Source organism: Enterococcus sp. AZ109 (genome assembly GCF_051714625.1).
Lineage (GTDB): Bacteria > Bacillota > Bacilli > Lactobacillales > Enterococcaceae > Enterococcus_A.
Genome location: NZ_JBIOSF010000002.1, coordinates 57,121 through 78,145, shown reverse-complemented (window position 1 = coordinate 78,145; position 21,025 = coordinate 57,121). Strand labels below are relative to the sequence as shown.

21 protein-coding genes and 1 pseudogene are annotated in these 21,025 nt (G+C 42.1%); 2 read left to right on the top strand and 20 right to left on the bottom strand.

Features of this window, described 5'->3' with window-relative positions:
* Window positions 1-27: 27 nt before the first annotated feature.
* Together IGI42_RS16935 and IGI42_RS16930 are read right to left on the bottom strand one after the other, a co-directional pair.
* Entirely contained in the window at window positions 28-747 is a 720-nt protein-coding gene (locus IGI42_RS16935; protein ID WP_438717150.1) for a dihydrofolate reductase family protein, read from the bottom strand.
* Window positions 748-909: 162 nt separating this feature from the next.
* Window positions 910-1,146: pseudogene (locus IGI42_RS16930) on the bottom strand (PTS transporter subunit EIIC); the annotation flags it as partial.
* 649 nt (window positions 1,147-1,795) lie between these two features.
* Between IGI42_RS16930 and IGI42_RS16925 the strand changes: the two are divergent.
* Window positions 1,796-2,902 carry a hypothetical protein gene (locus IGI42_RS16925; protein ID WP_438717149.1) on the top strand — a complete coding sequence of 369 codons (1,107 nt, stop codon included), beginning with the start codon at window positions 1,796-1,798 and terminating at the stop codon, window positions 2,900-2,902.
* A 63-nt stretch (window positions 2,903-2,965) separates the two neighbouring features.
* On the opposite strand, the gene IGI42_RS16920 is transcribed toward IGI42_RS16925, so the two are convergent.
* The 18 genes from IGI42_RS16920 to IGI42_RS16835 form a co-directional block, all read right to left on the bottom strand.
* Entirely contained in the window at window positions 2,966-3,445 is a 480-nt protein-coding gene (locus IGI42_RS16920) for a hypothetical protein (RefSeq protein WP_438717148.1), read from the bottom strand.
* Between the two features lie 232 nt (window positions 3,446-3,677).
* Window positions 3,678-4,322, bottom strand: a complete 645-nt coding sequence (gene trhA / locus IGI42_RS16915; RefSeq protein ID WP_438717147.1) for a PAQR family membrane homeostasis protein TrhA — start codon at window positions 4,320-4,322, stop codon at window positions 3,678-3,680.
* Entirely contained in the window at window positions 4,319-4,954 is a 636-nt protein-coding gene (locus tag IGI42_RS16910) for a putative ABC transporter permease (protein ID WP_438717146.1), read from the bottom strand. Before IGI42_RS16910 ends, trhA begins: the two co-directional genes overlap by 4 nt.
* A 120-nt stretch (window positions 4,955-5,074) precedes the next feature.
* Complete coding sequence (locus IGI42_RS16905; protein ID WP_438717145.1) at window positions 5,075-5,770, bottom strand: TetR/AcrR family transcriptional regulator; 696 nt, start codon at window positions 5,768-5,770, stop codon at window positions 5,075-5,077.
* A gap of 16 nt (window positions 5,771-5,786) precedes the next feature.
* Window positions 5,787-6,743 (bottom strand): DUF4097 family beta strand repeat-containing protein, encoded by a 957-nt coding sequence (locus IGI42_RS16900; protein WP_438717144.1) that lies wholly within the window; start codon window positions 6,741-6,743, stop codon window positions 5,787-5,789.
* Between the two features lie 694 nt (window positions 6,744-7,437).
* Window positions 7,438-8,100, bottom strand: a complete 663-nt coding sequence (locus tag IGI42_RS16895) for a ribulose-phosphate 3-epimerase (protein WP_438717143.1) — start codon at window positions 8,098-8,100, stop codon at window positions 7,438-7,440.
* 15 nt (window positions 8,101-8,115) lie between these two features.
* Window positions 8,116-8,994: a class II fructose-bisphosphate aldolase gene (locus IGI42_RS16890; protein WP_438717142.1), complete on the bottom strand. Its 879-nt coding sequence runs from the start codon at window positions 8,992-8,994 to the stop codon at window positions 8,116-8,118.
* Between the two features lie 68 nt (window positions 8,995-9,062).
* Window positions 9,063-9,773 (bottom strand): GntR family transcriptional regulator, encoded by a 711-nt coding sequence (locus tag IGI42_RS16885; RefSeq protein ID WP_438717141.1) that lies wholly within the window; start codon window positions 9,771-9,773, stop codon window positions 9,063-9,065.
* 158 nt (window positions 9,774-9,931) lie between these two features.
* A complete protein-coding gene (locus IGI42_RS16880) occupies window positions 9,932-10,966 on the bottom strand; it encodes a zinc-dependent alcohol dehydrogenase (RefSeq protein ID WP_438717140.1) in 1,035 nt (344 codons plus the stop codon).
* A gap of 11 nt (window positions 10,967-10,977) precedes the next feature.
* Window positions 10,978-11,826, bottom strand: coding sequence for a PTS system mannose/fructose/sorbose family transporter subunit IID (locus IGI42_RS16875; RefSeq protein WP_438717139.1), 849 nt, complete (start codon window positions 11,824-11,826; stop codon window positions 10,978-10,980).
* Window positions 11,827-11,837: 11 nt separating this feature from the next.
* A complete protein-coding gene (locus tag IGI42_RS16870; protein ID WP_438717138.1) occupies window positions 11,838-12,605 on the bottom strand; it encodes a PTS mannose/fructose/sorbose/N-acetylgalactosamine transporter subunit IIC in 768 nt (255 codons plus the stop codon).
* Between the two features lie 11 nt (window positions 12,606-12,616).
* Window positions 12,617-13,093 (bottom strand): PTS sugar transporter subunit IIB, encoded by a 477-nt coding sequence (locus IGI42_RS16865; RefSeq protein ID WP_438717137.1) that lies wholly within the window; start codon window positions 13,091-13,093, stop codon window positions 12,617-12,619.
* Between the two features lie 2 nt (window positions 13,094-13,095).
* A complete protein-coding gene (locus tag IGI42_RS16860; protein WP_438717136.1) occupies window positions 13,096-13,518 on the bottom strand; it encodes a PTS sugar transporter subunit IIA in 423 nt (140 codons plus the stop codon).
* Window positions 13,519-13,900: 382 nt separating this feature from the next.
* On the bottom strand, window positions 13,901-14,311 hold the full coding sequence (locus IGI42_RS16855) for a VOC family protein (RefSeq protein WP_438717135.1): 411 nt from the start codon (window positions 14,309-14,311) through the stop codon (window positions 13,901-13,903).
* Between the two features lie 159 nt (window positions 14,312-14,470).
* Window positions 14,471-15,241 carry an SDR family NAD(P)-dependent oxidoreductase gene (locus IGI42_RS16850; protein WP_438717134.1) on the bottom strand — a complete coding sequence of 257 codons (771 nt, stop codon included), beginning with the start codon at window positions 15,239-15,241 and terminating at the stop codon, window positions 14,471-14,473.
* Between the two features lie 9 nt (window positions 15,242-15,250).
* Window positions 15,251-16,102 carry an SDR family NAD(P)-dependent oxidoreductase gene (locus IGI42_RS16845; protein WP_438717133.1) on the bottom strand — a complete coding sequence of 284 codons (852 nt, stop codon included), beginning with the start codon at window positions 16,100-16,102 and terminating at the stop codon, window positions 15,251-15,253.
* Between the two features lie 24 nt (window positions 16,103-16,126).
* A complete protein-coding gene (locus tag IGI42_RS16840) occupies window positions 16,127-16,969 on the bottom strand; it encodes an acetoacetate decarboxylase family protein (RefSeq protein ID WP_438717132.1) in 843 nt (280 codons plus the stop codon).
* A gap of 48 nt (window positions 16,970-17,017) precedes the next feature.
* Window positions 17,018-18,961: an FAD-dependent oxidoreductase gene (locus tag IGI42_RS16835; RefSeq protein ID WP_438717131.1), complete on the bottom strand. Its 1,944-nt coding sequence runs from the start codon at window positions 18,959-18,961 to the stop codon at window positions 17,018-17,020.
* A gap of 402 nt (window positions 18,962-19,363) precedes the next feature.
* Here IGI42_RS16835 and IGI42_RS16830 point away from each other — a divergent pair, with 402 nt between their 5' ends.
* The gene (locus IGI42_RS16830) at window positions 19,364-20,917 is read left to right on the top strand and encodes a PucR family transcriptional regulator (protein WP_438717130.1); all 1,554 of its coding nucleotides are present in this window, start codon (window positions 19,364-19,366) and stop codon (window positions 20,915-20,917) included.
* The last annotated feature ends 108 nt before the right edge of the window (window positions 20,918-21,025 follow it).

Genomic DNA, 21,025 nt, shown 5'->3' with positions numbered 1-21,025 from the left:
ATGCAAAAATTGGAGGTGATTCGTTTACTATTTTTTCACTTTATATCGCAGCCATAAGGTACCGTCTTCCTGCGTTTGGGCTTGCTCTAATGAAAAAGCCACAGCTTTATCGCTACTCAAGCTGCCATTTTCAAAAACAGACGGGCTGTCAGATGAGCCATCCGCCACCGGTGCCACTACTAAACTGATCTCATCACAAACACCAGCTTCAATAAACGACCAGTTCAATAATCCACCGCCACCTAGCATAATCGATTCCAGATTGAAGTGCTGCTGCAGCTTGTCGACGGTTTGCTTAGGATCAATGCTTTCTTTGCCAGCAATGATATATGGAATATCCAAGCTGCGTAAAAAGGTCTTGTAGCTGTCGGATACTTTTTCGGTCAAGACTTCGATGACTGTCGCCGTTGTATTCTGGTAAGTAATCGTGTTCTTCTCCCAGCCTAATTTTCCGGAAGGATCAATTGAGATATAATAAATCGGTTTGCCGGTTTCGATGATGTAGTCTCCGGCTGGAACCGCCTCGAAATTCTTTGGCAGTATGGGTTCCTTGTACATCGTAAAGTTATCATCGGTAGTTTTGCGTCCGGAAAGCCAGCCTTGATTTTTGTAAAAAGGCTTTTTGCCAAAGGCTAGCTGATAAAAGAAGTCCCCTGCTGCCTCCCCTTCCGGTGTATTCATGTACTTTCCGGTAATTTTTCCGTCAATTGAAATCAGCATGTGACAAAAGATAAATGGTTGTGTCATGATTTTTTCCTCGCTTTTCTGTTTTTGTTTAATAAACTTACTCATTATAGCTAGTGTAACTGCTGAAGTTAACTTTAGGTCAAGTAAAAAACCTGTACACTTCAGATTTTTCAATCGAAAGTATACAGTTAAACGAATAAAATTTTACAATTCCTGATCCTTATGCAATACCCCGATCTCAACTTCGTGGAAAACCGGTCCAATAATGAATAATGCCAAAATAAGTCCAATTAATAAGGTCAGAAACGGGGTTAAAATTAAATCTAATGAATCCAGAATCCGTTTCCTCAAGAAAATTTCAATTTGGGAACCTAAAATCCCAGTCACAAAAGCTGGCAACACTGAGCCTTGATACTCTAGTGCATTGATGAAGCCGAAGAATACTAACGGCTCCGCTGCCACCTATCAGTTCTAAAATTTTAGCGGAGATTTCTTTATTCGTCATTCGAAAAATTAAGTTGAATCAGAGTGAACGTAAACGAACTTATTCTCTAATTAGTTTACATATTCTATTTATAAGCGACTAAAACTCCTCTCCCTTATCAGCTATTATTTGCAGACTAATGCTGGGAAAAAATCGATTTAAGTTCTTAGACATGCTTGAATAGACTCATCCACCACTACCACCCTTAAGCTGTATTTTGGTTGCAGTGAGCCCAGATCTTCTATCTAGTTTGAATTAAAATCGAACCTATCAACATCTTCGCTAAGCTGATATGATTTTTTTTGTTAAAAAGAAATTTTGAAACAGTATTTCAAAACGAAAGAAATTATTGAGCTTTATGAAAAATCAATTGCCTAATAATTTCTGTTATTTATAAAAAAGTAGTCCCAGACAATATACAAAAATTTCCATCTTTCTTTTAACTGAGGTTAATACAAAAATTATTAGATAATTATTGAAAAATATTAAAAATATGTTTGCAAACGCTTTAGATATCACGTACAATAGAATCGAAATCAACAGAACAAGCTTCTGATGAAATAATTGTACGTTTGTATTCACCTTTTACGAAAATAAAAGACTTGTTGACAAGGAGAAATGAAAATGAAGGATCAGTTATTGGAACAACATCAACTACTAAATTTAACCCGCACTTCTTTAGAAAAACGCCTTGCCAAACACAAGGATGCTGCGTATGCGATCCAAGCAGCTGTTTTTTTGATGGTACGCAACTTTTTTTCCGTTGCTGATTTTTCTTTTGTCGCCAAAGATACGATGCGTGAGCTATTCTTAAATCATGCGGATGAGTTGGCTTCCGTCCGTCACCTTTGCATTTATTTTCGTGATTACTTTTCTGACAATGAATGGAAGACTGTGATCGATTCTCTTTTTATTAGTCGTAAGGAATATTTGCAAGTTACCGAAACTACTCGTTTGCATACAGAACACATTCGTCCAATGTTACAGGCAGGCAGCTGCAAAGAAGAAACTCAAAAAAACTTAGCCCTCACCTTTTTTGACGAAACCGGTAAGAAGCACCGTTGCACCATGAAAAATGTTCACCGTAGCTACTCCGCTCAAGAAAACTGTGATGCCCTATCCATTTTAGGCACGCTAACTATCTTCCACAAGGATGGCGTGCGCCGTTTTACTGAATTAGCCAAATCCCGTTTTGTCACGCTAGAGGAGGAGTACGATTGTGCCAACAAAGAGGAACAACCAGACTTATGGGTAAAACATAAAACGACACAGCCAGCCGAAGAACCAAAACTCTCCATTCACTTAGACGATCCTCGTTCTTTACCGAAAGACTTTACTCGTTTTGCTAACTTCAAGGGGAAAACCTATGGGGATTGGAAAAAATTCTTGCTAGAAGGCATCGATCTAGACACTATTTCGGAGGAGGAGTTGATCAGCCGAACGGCAACTGCTATCTATGAAGGGATCCAGGTTAAGGATGCTCTGCCCAAATTTGAGGTGGATGAGCATTCAGAAGGAATTGACGAACTTGTCGACGAGTGGATTTTTAACAACGAAGAAGAATCACTGCAGCTGGAAACTAAATCAACTCCCGATCAGTCTGAGGTTGACCCAGAAAAAGCCCGCCAGAAAGAACGCCGACGTCAGCAAAAACAGGAACAACAGAAAATAGATAAAGCTCTACGAAAAAAAGGCAAAAAAGGGAAAAATAGGAAACGGAAAAAGCGGTAATAGCCCGCCCCATTTGAACAAAAATAGGAGGAACCTTTTCCAGCCCCTCCTTGCTTTATTTAGTTAGGCTGCCGCATTTCGTGATTGATCAATTTCTTTAACAATACTTTCGGCAAGCGAACGCATTGTTTTGTAGGCCATACTATTTTTGTCAATCAAATTGGGAATCAGCCAAATATCACGGGTTACTGGCTGTTCACCAGCAAATTCGACCACCACTTTGATGGTGCCTAGCGTTTGTTTCTTTTTCTTAACGAATTTTTCCACTTGTTCTTCTACTACTTGGCAGTCGGCAATCGAAGAAAAGGCATAGAACTCAGGTTTCAAGTTTTCTTTGGTGTATTTCTTGTGGTTAGGCAGGCAAAGCTGCTGCTGCTTGTCGTCAAATAGAATCAGCTGATTGACTTTGCGGGAAATTTCAAAGGAATCAATGGACCCATTTTCTAAGCGAGCTAACAATTCTTCTTTGGTGTTCGTTTTAATGGTTTGAGTAAAATTCAAGCTGTCTTTTTCGTAACAGACTTTACAGACACATCTGCGCATTTGAGTTTGACTACTATCTGGGATGCACGGCATACTAAACAATATTAATCTTTTGGACCAGTTGTAGTTTATCTTCTTCATTAAATAACATAATATCACAATTTGACATAGCGCTTCTCCACCCTTTCACAAACTAAATAGCACAGGTGGATAGAGAATACAATCTTGAATTTATGGCTATTTTATGTTGTTTGACTTAAATTACTACGTGTTCAAAACTTAAAAAAATACTTTAGATTATAAACTGATACATCAGATAAAAGTGACAAGCTGCCCCGGCCAACACAAACAAGTGGAACAGCTCATGACTACCAAACGCCGAAAAATGAAATTGTAGCGACTTAGCAGCATAAATCACCGCACCAACCGAGTAGTAAATTCCCCCAGCGGCTAACCAGAAAATCGCCTTTAGTGGCAGAACCTGCATCAGCTCACCGGAAAAGAAGACAATTCCCCAACCCATCGCTAGGTACACTACTGTCGAAAACCATTTGGCATAACGAAACCACAGCACTTTTCCTAAAATCCCCACTAACGCCAACGACCAAATACTCACTAGTAAAATCAAACCAGGCACCTTATCCAGCACCAACAAACAAATCGGTGTATACGTCCCAGCAATCAAGCAAAACACCAAGGAATGATCAATCTTCTGAAGAATACCGTGAATCTTAGGTGAGATGAAAAAAATGTGAAAAACGGTAGAGGCTAAAAAAAGGCAGATGAGAGAGGCACCGTAGATACAAGCTGCTACAATCGCCAAGGAGCTTTCCGCGCTGAGAATCAACAGCACCGTCCCACCAATCGCCAGTAAGAATCCCCACAGATGCAACAAACCGCTAGTAATACTGTCCGCTTCACAATAAAGTTGTTTCATTTTTCTCCACTCCTGTCCGCTAATTCCAACGCGGGATAAATTTCTGCTAACGATTCATCGTGAAAATACTGGTCTAACTTTTGATCCAGTACACTGTCACAAATATGCCCCTGACATCTTTCCGTCCAGCGATTCAAAGCCAAGCCAGAAAGGGTGAAATTAAATAGGAAGAAAACCATCACAAGTCGCAGCGAGGCGCTGTGCTTCACCAGATAACGGCGGATATCTTTCAGAAGAATTGGGTATATCACCTTCAAATAAACTGTGCCGATCACTCCCCAGAAAAACATGAACACCAAACTGGTTCTACCGGCTAAATGATAAGTTTGTTGACTAAAATCCCACAACCTGATTCCCAGCAGACTGCCGAAGAATTCAATACAGCCCCCTAACAAACTCGATAAAACGAATAAGAGCATTGAATGTTTTCGATGCCACGGTCCCAAAAACCAAGCAAACAATACCGCTCCAACACCATAAATTGGCACAAACGGTCCTAGTACCAGTCCTTGACGAGAAGTCCATTCCCCTACTTTCACCCAGCAATAGATATTTTCAACCCAAAATCCTACTAGAGCACCAATTACAAATAACCAAACGAAGCTGTGCCGCACCACTTTTCTGCGTTTCATCTGACTCACCCCTTTAATTGAATCGTTCATTCAATTTTTCGAGTTAGAAAATCCGAAAAAGTTTTCAGATTCATTCAAAATTAAAGAAAGTACCACTGATTCACAAACTAGATTTTTCGCTCAATACTCTAAAACTGAGGGAGTTTGCGAAGCCTTTCTTATAACATATGCGTGGATTAGATTGTCTAAACAAATTGCCTTGGCATTTTCATGAGTAATCTCCTGATCTATTTCGTAGGCATCGTTCATAATGTGCATCCCCCAAAAAGCCATCACTTCCACCATTGCTCGGGTTGCATAATGGATATCTTGTACCGACCGAAGACGGCCCTCCTTGACGAACCGCTCCACATATTGATACACCTGCTTGAAAAACAATTGACGAAAGGTTTGATAAGTCTCAGTCAGCTCAGGCAAATCATCGGGATTATGCTCGATAATCAAGCAACCGACACCATATTTAGCAATCACATCAAAAGCATCCGAGAACATTTTTTCCGGTGTATACTCCGGATCATCGATTCCGGCTCTTAAGGTTTTGGCATTTTCTTGCAACGCCGCAGCGATTTCTTCATCTAAAAATTCAAATTGATCCACCTGAATCGGATACTCCTGTTCCTGCTCCAAGTAAGACGGCTCAATCGTGCACTTCAAAATGAAGCTTAACAACTCGTTTTTTCCTTTGAAATATTGATAGATCATCCCCGTGGATAAGCCGATGCGCTGAGCGATATCCTTCATTTGAGTACGGGCATACCCTTTATTAATAAACAAATGACTTCCGGCTGCATAAAATAAATCCAAACGATTCTTCATCTTCGTCTCTCCTCTGCTAATCGGTGGCCAGCCGGATGTCGCCATTTCGTGTTTCTAACGTGACCTTATGGGCTGGATTTACTTCCAACTTACCGCTAATTTCTTTTTTTCCTCCTGACAATTCCGAGAAATTGTCTGTTTGAATCTTGCCATCTTTTGTCCGGGCATTGATTTCACAGGAGGTATTCGCTGGCAAGCTTAACTCCAAGTCGCCGTTTTTTGCGATCAGCGTTACATCTTGGTTAACCTTAGTATACGCCAGTTCCATCTCACCTTCACCAGTTGCGTTGAAAGTGCCGCCACCAGTCAGATTTGAAGCCGCTAATTTTCCGCTTTTTGTAAGATAGGTAATTGGTCCCTTGAGTTCCATTAATTCGGTTGAACTGCTGGTAGTTTCAATCTGAAAATCATCGGCATCACTAGCAGCAATCGCAACCGATCCACTTGTGCTTTTAACCGTAAGATTTTTAGCAGCTAGTTGATTTCCATCAATCTCACCGCTCGTGCTAGTCAGCCTAAAGAACTCTGCCCGGCTCTCTCCCACCGTGATTTTTCCGCTTGTGGTATCCAAGACCAGCTCCTGCAAAATTTCCTTTGTTTCCAGCATATCGATTTCACCACTGGTAGTATGAATTGACAAACTTTGATCATAGGTTGTTGGTAAAATAAATTCTACATAAGACTGAAAACTAGCCCGTCGCAGTCGTTTCCCTTCTGTGATAGACAGGTTCTGCCCGTCTTCCTCAATCGAAGCATAATATTTTTCCTTATCTTCATTCATGTATTCCTTCAGGATAATCGTAGCTTCATCGTGAAAGCCGACACTCATATCGTCCGCATCATAATCTACCGCAATTTGACTAAACTTTTGATCCAATTCTTGAGTGTTGACTAATTTCGGCTTAGAATCATTCCCGCATCCACTAAGCAAAAACAACAGGCAGCATCCTGACATGGCCCGCAACTTTTTCATCTTACTCAACCCTTCAGGAAAATTAATTGAACCATTCGTTCAATTCCATTGTAAGCCCTATCACAAGTTCTGTCAAAATTGCTTAGAACGCTATCATTTATTTCACAAACAAGGTTTTCACGACTAAAACATTGATTTTTCTACTTAATATGACAATTTCCATATACTATCAGTAAGATAACGATGGATATTAAGTTGCATTTCAATTAAAATATCTGTTTTGGCGACCTTTTTGCTCTTCTTAATCCTCGTAGGCGCCCTTTTATCAATTAATCTTTATTTTTACTATACGAAAAATTTTCGAATAGTCGCCAGTAACAAGGTGAAATCACGCTAAACTTCAACAACCAATCAAAACAATCTTTTTAGCGAAACCAAAATTCCGGTTTATGATGGCAGCTTCAGCCTAGAAATTGAGTAGGAGATTATCGTTTCTGAAGATAGCAATTATTCCTTTTATTTTGTCGGCAGAAATTCTCAAACCATCGTTTTGGGTGAGTTCATGTCTGTTTTAAGATCATAAAAAAATGACTGTGACACAAAACGTCACAGCCACTGAAAACCACATAATCGGTGTAACTGAAGTAGCTCTTTCGAAAAACAAGCCGAATCATCGCAAAAATATGAGAAGCTATTTTTGGATTATTTGCTTATTTCTTGGAGCAGAACACTTGTATCACACCCTCTCCCACTTCTATTGAATTACTTCCTCCAACGCCAACACCTTGTCCCGATAAGTCCCCAGTTGATTATTAAACAATGCCGAAGTACCCACCACATACAAGTCAGCACCCAGCTGACTGATGGCACCAGAAGTTTCACAATTAATATTGCCGTCCACTTCAATCAGCGGCCGTTTCGAGTTCCCAGCCAACTCCTGATTCAAACGCTTAATTTTATCCAACACCGCCGTTTGAAAAACCTGACCGGCAAACCCAGGATTCACCGTCATCATCAACACCAGCTCCAGCTGAGCCAAGTAAGGAAAAATGCTTTCCACTGGCGTCTCTGGACTCACCGCTATTCCAGCCTTAATCCCAGCTTGGTGAATCTGATCAATCACGCCTTGCGGATCATTCGTCGTTTCTATATGAAAAGTAATATAGTCTGGTTTTACAGCTGCGAACATCTCAACATATTTCTCCGGATTAACGCAGGCTAGATGGACATCGGTGGTAAAGCGCTTAGTCTGAATAATCGGTCCCAGCACATAAGGGCCCATCGCTAGATTGTTGACAAACACCCCATCCATCACATCGCAATGGAGCCAGTCAATACCCGCATCAGTTAGATCCGTCAATTCTTGCGCCAAATTCAATTGATCAGCACACATAATGGAAGCGACAACTTTACTCATATTCTGTCTCCTTACTTAGGGATTCATAAAAATGGCCATCGCTGCTTTGGCATTTTCCTTCATTGCAGCTGTTGCTGCCAAGGATATCTCATCAAAGAAGACAGAATCTTGATCCGCTTGCTCTGCTAAGTAATCCTTCACTGCTTTGCCAGCAGCTTTATTCATATAAGTATAGTAGTTGATTTTACAAATACCGTTTTTGATGGCGATCTTGTAATTTTCTTCTGAAACGCCAGATCCGCCGTGCATCACAAATGGCACATCGATCTTTTCCTTAATCATGGTAATGCGGTCCAGATCCAGCTTTGGTTCCTTCAAATAAACCCCATGAACCGTACCAAAGCCGATCGCTAAGCAATCCACGCCCGTCGCGTCCACAAAGCTTTTAGCTAAATCAGGATCAGTGTACACATCTTCCAAATCTTCATAATCCTCGCTGGAATCTGATCCACGACCTTCACCACCACCAACAGCTGAAGTGAAAATATGCCCCAGTTCAGCTTCCACGGACACCCCCACAGCATGAGCGATCTTGACGATTTCTTTGGTTTCATCACGGTTGACTTCGTATTCTTTGTTGGAAGCATCGTACATAACTGAAGTAAATCCCATGCGAATAGCCTTCACACACATTTCATAAGATGCACCGTGATCCAAGTGTACCGCCACCGGCACAGTTGCTCTGCGGGCAAACTCCAACATGACCGGTCCAATTTCTTCAATGGAAACTAATCCTTCATGCACCTCGGCGTGCTGCAGGATTACGGGTGAATTCAATTCTTCAGCAGCTTCCACTACAGCTCGGACAGCTTCAAGGTTGGGTACGTTAAAGGCCCCAACAGCGTATTGCTTTTCTTTTGCATCATTTAATAGTTCTTTTAAAGTAACTAACATGATTCTCCTCCTATTTTTACCACGGCTATTATCTCGTTAAAAAGCTAGTTACTAGCTCGCTGGTTTCATTATCGGTTAAATCGATATTCAAGGTTAGTGGAGAAGACATCGGTATAGACATAGGACAGCTCGATTGGTTTGTCATCAAAGTAAGCTAAATTATTAACCACCATGACAACTGCCGGATTAGTGATATTCAAGTATTGAATTTCCGTGTAGTTTGCCATTCGGGCACTAATTTTCTGACTGATAATCTCAGGATAAATACCAAATTCATTCAGCGTTTTCCATAAAGATTTATCGGTTAAATCATAGGTGCCAATTTGCGGACAGCGATTTAAGGGAATAAAACTCTCGGTTAACGAATAAACCATTCCATCGACACTTCGCAAGCGTAACAAATGAAATACGTAATCGTTTTCCTTTATTTGGAGCTGTTCACTTAATTCTTTGTCCGCTTCCAGCACCGATTTTTTCAACACCTTTGAACTGATCTTCTTCTTTCGGGAAACAATATCTTCATAGAAGCCCGAAATATGCATACTGGAATTGATTTTCACGTCACGATCAGGAATAATATAGCCTTTTCCTTCAATATAAGTCACAATTCCTTGTCTTTCTAATGATTCGAGGGCGCGTTTGGTAGTGGTTCGGCTGACTTTAAACATTTCCGACAGCTTACGTTCACTAGGCAACGGCTTGCCCTGTCCACCTAATACCTTGGCTAAATTTTGAATATCGTCACTGATTTTTTTGTATTTTGGAATAAAGTCTTCCATTGAAAAACCTCCTTCTTGATCTGTACTGATAAGAAAGTCTTCCAAAGAAGTAGTTCTTTCAAAGCAGACAGCCTGACCTGATGCATTATCACTCTTGATTATAGCTTATTTCCCAAAAATCCTCATGTATTTATGGAAAAACCAGGCTGACTGCTTACTTAAAATTTGACAACAACGCGATATTTATCACCCTTAATCGCCGATTTGAAGCCTTTTTCTATCTCATCGAACGAAACAACCTCACTAATAAACGGTCGCATATCAAGCGTACGCTCACTGATCATTTTAGACGCTCGGATGAAATCACGGCTATTGGAATTAGCAGTCCCTCTGATGCTATAACCGCCCTTGTGAAGTTGATCGGGACTAAATCCCACCGGCTCATCGGGATAGAACGAGGAATACAAAATCACTCGCCCCGTATTGCCTACGATTGAAACCGAGTCTTGCACGAGTGCTGCAATTGGCGTTGTATCGAAAACGACATTCGCCCCTAAGCCATGAGAAATCTTCGCCACTTCTTCTTTCAAATCTTGCGTACCAGAATTAATCACATAGCGAGCGCCATTTTCCTTCGCTAGTTTCAAACGTTCTTCATTCAAATCACACGCCACAACGGTCGCCCCACTTTTCACGGATAGTGCAACATGCAATTGCCCCATAATGCCACAGCCGATAACTACTACTAAGTCACCATATTGGATATTCGCTGTTTCACAGCTGTGCACTACGCAAGAAAGAGGTTCAGTAAAGGCTGCCTCCTCTGGAGTGACGTTGTAATAGTGGAACAAGTGCTTTGGCTCCACTAACATATACTCTGACAAACCACCCATACCTTTGTGAGGTAGTCCTTCAAGGTGCTTACTGTGATTAAAATCCAAACAATTTTGTTCCTCACCACTTTTACAAAACTCACAATTACCGCAGGCTAAATTCGTGCCAAAAACAACCTTGTCCCCAATTTTCCAGTTTTTCTGATCGATCTCACTGCCTAAGTCAACAATTTCTGCCGCGATCTCGTGGCCGCCGATAAAAGGATACTCGACTTTTTTGACACCAGTATAAACCCGCTGCTCCCAAGTACAAATCGCACAGGCATCAATTCTGATCAAAATCTTATTGGCGGATGCTTCCGGCGTGGCACATTCTTCAATTCGCAAATCTTCTACTCCATAAAAAACTGCTGTTCTCATCTAATCATCCTCTAAAATATATTTAACGCACCGAACACGACACCAATTACGACCAAAATAGCCATAACTGTAGTTGATTTCATCTTTTTATTTTTAAGCAAATACAGCGTTAGGAGCGTTATCCCTAAAGGTAAAATGCCTTTAAACAATTTGTCCAAAATGTCTTCTTGCAATCCCAATTCCACCGCACCTACTTTAATCACAAACGGCGAAGAGACGGAAACGAAATTAGCGGTCAGAGCCCCTAATACAATTGCCCCCATTGCTGAAGCTCCAGTGATGATATATTGTAAGATGTTGCTGCCAAGGATTTTTTCAATCCCGGCTTTACCCATTTTGTAACCCTGCATCCAGACACCATATGCCAGTGAAAACATGATGCCAAACATCAGCACGCCATAAACAATCGGCCCCATCAAGTTTCCTTCAGAGCCTAAACTTACCCCAAATGCCAGCAAAATCGGTGTTAATGTACCTTGCCATAGTGTATCGCCAATTCCGGCAAAAGGACCCATTAACCCAGTTTTAATCCCATTAATCGCATCATCTGTGATCGGTGCACCGTTGGCACGATCTTCTTCCATTGCGATAACCATTCCACAAATAACACCACCGAAGTGAGGTTCTGTATTAAAGAAAGCCATGTGGCGTTTCAACGCATTTTTGTATTCTTCTGGATCATCGGCATAGAGCTTTTTAATAATCGGACTTAGCGCATGAACCAAACCAGTTGCTTCTAGTCGCTCATAGTTGTAGTTGGCATGACTGAAAAAAGTCCAGCGCCAGAAAGAACGCGTAACATCTTTTTTCGACAGTTCTTTACGTGGTACTTTTACTTCGTTTTCCATTGGTTGTTCCATTTCTTTTCCCCCTAACTAAGTCCACCGATTTGGTTTCTTGGCGTGATCGTATACAAGTACGCAATAATCGCACCCAAAACAGCGATTACGATAACATCCAATCCCATGTAAATGGCTAAGACAAAGCCTAGAATAAAGAAGAGCATCGTGTTTGGTCGATTAATCGAGCGCAAGTTCATAGCGATTCCTAAGGCTGGCAACAATCCACCGATTACTTGTAAAACGTGTAATGGTGTACCATCAAGATAAGATAGGATCGTTGTCACAGCACCGGCACCATAATAAGCGGCAATTGAAACTGAAATAACACTCATCAGAAACAGTACAATTTGTGGTGGGACTACATGAAGGAAATTGATACGGTCTAGGTTGCCTTCTTCTGCCGCTTTATCCGCCATGTGAACAAAAAATACGTCAATCGTCATGTGAGCGACCCAGATAACCGTTCCCAATAATCCAATCGGCATCGCCAAGGTTACCGCAGTTTGCGGATCAGCTCCTGAAGCCAAAGCCAAAGCAGTTCCAAGTGTTCCTGCTAAGCCTGGGTCAACTGGTGCAGTTCCCCCTGCTGAGATAAAGGCGATATATGGAAGCTGGATTGCGGCTCCAATGATTACCCCTTGAATCGGATCCCCCATAATGAATCCAACAACTGTTCCGGCAACTAATGGCTTTTGCATGAATGAAATACTGCCTAATAATGACAACCAAGGCGTACCCGTTACGCCAAGGTAGTAAACAATCCCAATTAGAATCGCTTTAATGAATGTAATTTCCATTATCCTTCCCCCTAACTCAATAGCTTAGCAACGTCAATGGCTTTGTCTTCAGCAATGATTTGGATGGTAACCGTTGCCCCATTACTTACCAGTTCTTTAAGGCAAGCTTTTTCTTCTTCAGATGCCGAAATATTTTTGTAGAATTTTGTTCTACCAGCTTTGGCACCCATACCGCCGATATTCACTTTCTCTAATTGAATTCCTTGCCGCATCATTTCTACGTAAACCGCTGGTGTTTTTACTAAAATAATCACTTTATCATTATCGGATAATTGCTTGACTGCTTCCACGCCACCAGCTACATCAAAGACCTCGGTTTTAATATTGGCTGGTGCCACCGACGTTACGATCATACTCATAAAGGTATCATTAGCTGTTTCGTCATCCACAATGATAATCCGGTTGGCACTAGTATAGTTCAACCAGGAAGTCATCACCTGACCATGAATCAAACGATCATCAATTCTTGCTAGTACGATTGTTCCCATTTTTAATTCCCCGCCTTTTCCATCATTTTCTTATATACCTCATTCAAATCTTGTATACTGCTTTTTCCACTGTTTAATGCCAATTGACTCAGTGCTTCTAAATCTGACATAAACGCTCGATTGACAACAACCTCCAAAAGCATCGCCATATTTACGCCTGAGAGCACTTTCATATTTTCTCGCGGTAAGCATTTCAACGCTTCATTTCCAGGTGTTCCACCAAAGAAGTCCACTAAGACCATAACGCCTTCCCCTGTGTCCAAACTTTCTACCGCTTCCTTAATACCTGCTCGGAAAGTTTCTGGGCTATCACCATGATGTAACCCAATCGCATCTGCCTGTTGGACTTCTCCTGCAATAATCGCAATTGACTCTAGCAACGTCTTCCCCAAATCACCATGTGCAACGACTAATACACCGATCAAATTTTCTATCCCCTTCCTTTAAATCCTTTGGTTCTAAAAAAGAACCATTGGCTTTATTCACAAACTAAGCATAGCTGTTATAATACAGTTTGTCAATAAGAAAAATATTTTTATTTTCTCAAACCTTTTAAAATAGCGGTTTCAACCTACATATATTTTTCCAGCACTAAGAAATGTCTGGTCCACTGAATCATTCTTCAATAATATTTTCACATACTTCAGTGGAAATCCGGTCGGTTTAGAACCAAAAATAGCGTAGGTAGATCTTTTTTTACGAAATTTTAAAGCCAAAAAAAGCACCTCCAATTTGGAAGTGCTGATCCTTTTACTTCGATTAATATGTCCTGCTGCAGATTACGCTTCTTCGCACAAGCAGTCTCCGCTACTCTTCGTTCATACTACCAATCTCCAACAAATTCTCCTCCGGATCAGCCACATAAAGATTACGAATACCAAAAGGATAGGTGATCGGTTCGCCCTGCGGAAATTGCACGTTCAACTTGGACAAGCGCTCATATTCTGCATCCACGTCAGCATAATTAGGCAACCAAATAGCGATTTCAAAAGTCAAGTTGATGTCATTTGGCAAAATATAAACCTCTTCAAACGCCTCCGCAAATCGTTCTCTGTTGTACATAAATAACGATAACGGTCCGCTAATTGTCTCAAATGCCGCGAAATCTCCACCTTCCCAATCCGTTTTAAAACCTAAAATATCTCGGTAGAAAAGAACCATACGTTCCATATCACCTACCAACAAACCGACGCCGATTCTCGCTTTTCCTCCTAACACTGTCACCCACTCCTTTATTCTTTATCTGATACTCTTATATAGCATTGTTACCATTAATATTTCCGGCTCTCAATATCTTTTTCCAGTCCACAAAAAAAGACTGCCGACACCAACCCTACCATTAGGGCCTTGCCGACAGTCTCTTCTAAAAATCACCTGTTAAATCGTCAACCAACCGCCATCTACAGCTAAGTATTGCCCCGTCGTATAGCTGGTCATATCAGAGGCAAAGTAAAGAATCGCCGTATCCAACTCCCCTTCGTTGCCTTTGCGTTTCATTGGGCAAGAGCGTTTCAGGTAATCAGTAAACCAATCCGTATCGATATAATCATTGGTCATTTCTGAATTAAAATAGCCTGGTCCGATACAATTGACAGTAATTTTGTACTCCGCCCACTCGTTTGCCAACGCTTTGGTCATCATCACCACGCCGCCTTTTGAGGTACAGTAAGCCGACAAATCAAACATGTCGAAGCTGGCAGCTTTACTATTAATGGAGGCAGTATTAATAATCCGTCCATAATTATTTTTCTTCATCAGCTTAGCTGCTTCCCGCGCTACCATGTAGACCGCATTCAGATTCACATCGATCACGCCCAGCCATTCTTCGTCGGTTTGTTCTTCCGCTGGTGAGCTGATGCCGACACCGGCATTGTTGACTAAAATGTCCAGCTTGCCGAAATGGTCTTCTACTTTTTGCACAGCTGCTGGGATGCTGGCAAAATCTGATACATCACAAGGGACCACCAGTGCTTCTGATCCTAGAGCGGTAATTTCTTCCGCCACAGCTTTCAAACGATCCTCACGGCGAGCCATTAAGGCTACTTTGGCACCTTGATTCGCTAAAGCTTTGGCAAATTGTACCCCTAAGCCTGAAGAAGCACCGGTTACTAAGGCAACACGACCAGTTAAATCAAATGGATTTTTCATTTTTCCCTCCTATAAAATAGTAATGTGAGGACTGACATTACCTAAAATCCGTAACGTCCTGCGACTGATTACGTCATTTAGATCCCCATCAGGCAACAAATAAAATTGATCATTTTTAATCGCTTCAAATACCAACGGACCAAAGCCCTCCAGCGGTTTACCCGCTGTGATTACTTCCTCCACAAATTTTTGACGAGCCGCAAATTTTTCACTTGCATAATAAGTATCCATCACATTCGTAAAGGCTTCTGGACGATGCTCCTCGTGATGATGTAAATCTGTTTGATAATAACCTGGACACACTACTGTCATACCGATATTGGTAATTCCCGCAACGTTCATGTCATACAGAATCGCTTCACTAGCTGCTAAAAGACCATGTTTAGTCGCATGGTAGGCATATTTCCCTAAGTGAGTGATAATCCCTGAAATCGAAGAAATATTTACGATATGACAAGGTGTCTGGCGCTTAATCATATCCGGCATCACCTCGTGCATCGCATAAATTGGTGCATCTAGATTAATACTCCGCATCCAGTCATAATCTCTAAGGGGCATGTCCCAAATTGTCTCTTCGAAATAAACTCCCGCATTGTTAATCAACAAATCGACTCCGCCAAAACGACGATTGACCTCTTCCACCATCTTTTGAACATTTTCCAATTTCGTTAAGTCAGTTACGAGTGTCGCTACCTCAGAACTGATAGCGTTCAATTCTTCACTGTTTTTCTCCAGCGCCGGCTGGTCAATATCTACTAAAAACAGCTTCATTTTACGGTTGGCTGCTTCTTTAGCCATCTCAGCACCAAAGCCGTGAGCCGCTCCAGTAATCAGGGCAGTTCTATTTTCAAATTCCTTCACGCAATAACTTCCCCTTTCTATTAGTTAGATGTTCAAGTACGTTCCTTTATGTCCCATCATCGAACGATCATAACGACCCGTCATCAAGTATGGCATCGTTGCTTCTACATCCAACTCACAGATTTCGGTAGTTTTCTGCATTAAGCAATCACTGTTCTTGAACCAGGCTGCCCCTAAAGGTTGAACCACTTCCAACTCGCCATAAGGATCATCTGGTGAAGAAGCCACTTTAATACTTAGCTCTCCTTTATCCCAGCTTTGAGTAGTATTGGCCATATCCAAGGTCACCATCTTCAAATCAGAAAATTCGCAATTTCCTTTTTCCGTTTGAGTTAGATTGTATTTATGGAAGAAACTGCAGGTAGTGCCTACATCGCCTGGCGCAGGATCACCAATCATCCCTGCTGCCACTGGCGCATTGTACTCACCGGTTAGCTTCAAATCTATTTCCATCAAAGTAACCCCATGACGGACAATTTTCGCTGTACACTGATCCCCCATCCGACGCAGTTCCATCTCATCGGCATATTTCTTAGGAATCCCGCAGCAATCCCGACCTACAATGACCCCTTGCTCAGCTCCTGGGCCATGCAGCATCAAGTTAATGCTGTAGCCGCCCACAATATCGCCATGCTGAGCGACAGTATAAATCACCGATTCCATGTAGGGCGCTCCAAAGTTTGGACTCTTAATCTGGATCACATAGCCACAAATCACCGGCGCAACCAGTGTCAAATGCGGCGGCAAAATACTTTTCAACACTTCCTCCGGCGCAGCATAAACGAACATAATCCCCTCTTGATCACTGACACACGGTGCATCGACAAAGTTCTTCACATCTTCTTTTGAAACAACAAAACTACTCATTCATATCCCCCTTTTCTTATTCTTGATACTATGCGGCAAACGAGAAATCTACAGCTTATTTCCTAACACAAATCCTTCCGTAGTTGCGGTATAAATCCGACCAACTTGATTGGCATCGCCAACTTTGTATACCCGTTCAAAGGCTTCCGCAAACTGATCGTACAGGGCATTTTCACTGCGAACACCCAGCGCCAAGACCACTGCATCGCAATCAAGGCTAGTGGTTTCACCATCTAACTCAATACCCGTGTCAGTAATAGCCTTCAACGTATGACTTGGCAGGAAGTTGGCTTTGTATTCTTGCAGGCGGCCCATTACGTCCACCACATTTTGCCAGTAGCCGTCTGGAGTTAAGGTTTCCTGCATTTCCACGACTGATACCTTGTTGCCAGCTTCGGCGATTAATTCCGCCACTTCGATCCCAGTCATACCTGATCCGATCACTGCGACTTTTTTATCCTTTAAGGTCACTTTTTCTTCTAAAATATCCGGCACAGTGTAGACATTGTCTCGGTCCACTCCTGGAATGTTGGCGGGCACAATCGGTGTTGACCCAGTTGCCACAATCACCGCATACGGATCTAATTCTTTCACATCTTCAACCGTAGCTTTGGTATTCAAATGAACTTCCACCCCTAATTTGTCCATTTGGGTGGTATAGTAATCGGCTAACCAATGCAATTTTTCTTTCTTCGGTGGCTTGCTGCCTTGTAAAAGTTGTCCGCCTAACGCATCGGTTGCTTCAAATATCACCGGTTTGAAACGACGCATCGCCAAGACCCGAGCTGCTTCTAAACCAGCTGGTCCCCCACCGATGATGACAACCTTGCGTCCATTGCCATCTTTTTTCGGATACGGATAACGAGCCTCGCGACCTAAGCGCGGGTTCACTGAACACTGGATCGGCACACAGAAGGCCGATACCGTAAAGACGGTTTCAAAACAGCGCAGACAGCTGATACATTGATTGATTTCATCATCTTGATTGTTGAAGGCTTTGTTGGTCCACTCTGGATCTGCCAAATGCGGCCGGCCCATCCCAATTAAGTCTTGATTGCCGTCAGCCAGTAATTTTTCCGCAAATTCCGGATGACGAATCACCGCATTGCCGCAAACTGGAATCGACACAACGTCCTTCACCGCTTTAGCCAAATGGGTCCGCCAGCCTTCACTATAAGAAATCGGCTCAACTACCGTGTTCATGGTTTCGTAAATTCCGCTGGTGATATTCAACATATCCACACCAGCCGCTTCGATCATTTTGCATAGCTCGATTCCTTCTGGCAGCTCTAGGCCTGCTTCACCTAGGAATTCATCCACCGTAATCCGAACCGCGATTGGATAGTCGGAGCCGCAGACCCGGCGAATGCCCTTAACAATGTCTAAAATAATCTTGCAGCGGGCTTCCGTACTGCCGCCAAATTCGTCGGTCCGTTTGTTAGTATGAGGACTAATAAATTGATTCAATAAATACCCGTGAGCCGCGTGCAGCTCCACGCCATCGATGCCGGCATATTTTGCCCGCCAAGCCCCATCAACAAAATCGTTAATAATGTCGTAGACTTCTTCTGTTGTCAACGCCCGCGGTTCTTCACCAATAATCTGACAAGTCACATCCGATGCCGAAACTGCCTGCTGGTTATTGATTAATGCCCGTGGCGTTTGCCGCCCCGGATGATGCAGCTGAACAAAAACCTTAGAGTCATGCTTGTGAATCGCGTCCGCCAGCTTCGTTAAGCCAGGAATAACTTCGTTGTGAGACACCGACAGCTGTGCGGATTCCCCTACCCCGGTGTCATCATTGACCCGAGTGATTTCGGTGGTAATTAGACCCACGCCTCCGCGCGCCCGTTCTTCATAATAGCTGATCATTTGTTCAGAAGGACTGCCATCAATGTTGGCCATACTACAGCCCATTGCCGTCATCACGACGCGGTTTTTAACCTCCATGCTGCCAATTTTTAGCGGTGAAAATAAATGCGGATACTTCATCTAATCGACTCCTTTCCTTTTTAAACCTTCTATTTAAACAACCTTAATACCCAAAAATTTTAAAAAATGAAACTGAAATGAAATTTTTAATGGAATGACTGGAATTTTCGAGAGAAAATAGCGTATGATAAGAGAAACAACAGGAAAACTGGCGACGGAGACGACGAAAGTTCTTTGCTGTTATGCTTAATGAGTTGAAGGGAAGGGAATAGATTCCCTTTGTTACTATTTTAACAAGCTTTGTAAGCGATTGCTATGTAATGAGTTTTCAATCTTTTGGTCGGCATCTGTGCTATCGGTCTACGACTCGATAAGCCCTTGTGATGCTGGACTAGTTGTATCCAGCCATTTTAGCTCGATAACACAAATGTATTTCTTCTATCATTTGGAAAGGAGATATCGATGAATCTATTTACCCAAATTCTGACAAATTTAGAAGAATTTAGTCCACGTGTGATTACAGAAACACCCTTTAATCATGCGCTAAATCACGTATATCCGATTCAAATGGATACCAAGTTCTCTTCCAACAGCGTATACATCGGCTATGCTTCACAAATTACCAACAAATTGCCCTTTGCCAACGGTTTGACGCTTTTTTTGATCGATGATTCCGAGGATTTCCAGCTTTCAGCTGACCATGTCCAGCAGCATACTTTAGTCTTTTTCCCATTCCAGACAGATAGTAGAAAATTAATCGCCCGCACGCAAAAAGTGATCGACCAACACCTGGCTCAGCTGCGGGATGCTTATACCCTGTTTCAGGCTTATTTAGATCAACCGGATATTATGGCTGCCCTGGATGCGGCTTCGATTTTAATTAAAAATCCCATGATCGTGTTGGATACGAGCTTTAACGTACTGGCCTATTCACAAACTTACGTGACAGAGGACGCCCAGTGGCTGGAAAACATTTCCCGCGGCTACTGTTCCTACGAATATATCGCCGGTTTTTTGAATATCGCTGAAGTCCGCAATTCGCCTGACAACAACGATCCTTTTTTTACCATTTGTTATACTAGTCCCTACCGCCGCTGCACCACCAAAATTTATCACGGCGACAAGCATATCGGCTATGCCATTGCCATTGAATCTCATAATTCACTAGAAAAGGTCAATCGCCAAATTTACAAACTGGTTAGCCAGCTGCTGTCACAAATCATTCATACCAATCAGCAGCTTTCCTTTAATAGAGATATTGATCGAATTATAGTGGATTGTCTCGCTGGAAAGGTCAGCTCCCGCAAACACCTGCAGGATCGGCTGAAAGACACCCAGTTGGAGCCCATCTCCAGTTATTATTTACTAGCGATTGATGTCACCTTTTACAAGATATTCGATATCGGAAACGAGCAATTACGTGAACATTTGAACAAGATGCTCAACAATGCTTGGTCGGTATTTTATCAGGAATATGTTGTGGTTTTGATTGACGCCAAGCACCTGAATCAACTGACAGTAAAGGATATCTTATTGCAAGATCGTCCGTATTTTGTCAACAATGGTTTACACGGTGGATTAAGTGATGCCTTCGATGATCTATTGCAAGCACCGGCTTATTACCAGCAAGCGGTGAATGCTTTAGAGATCGGGATGAAGTTACGGCCAGAGGAGCCGATTGCTGAATATGACTCATATAAATTTCAGGACTTACTGCGGTCATTAGTCCGCAGCGCTCAAGCGCAGCAATATTTTAGCCAGTCTTACCAGCAGATCAAGGCCTACGACCAAAAGTATGATACCCAATACCTAGAAACTATTCGGGCTTACTTAGAATGTGATCGTCATTTAGAAACCACAGCAAAAATGCTGCACGTCCACAAAAATACAATTGTTTACCGCACCAAAAAAATCAAAGAACTGTTCGCCATTAATTTCGATGATCCTAAACAGCGCTTTGATCTGGTTTACTCATTTCACTTAGCGGATTTATTGGCAGTTGATTTGTTAGGTTAAGAAAAAGATGAAACTAGAAGTGATTAACCATGCAAAAAGTCGTCTGCATGAATCAAGTTTCCGAATATAAAATATAAATCAACAAGGATATGGAGATTACGATATTTT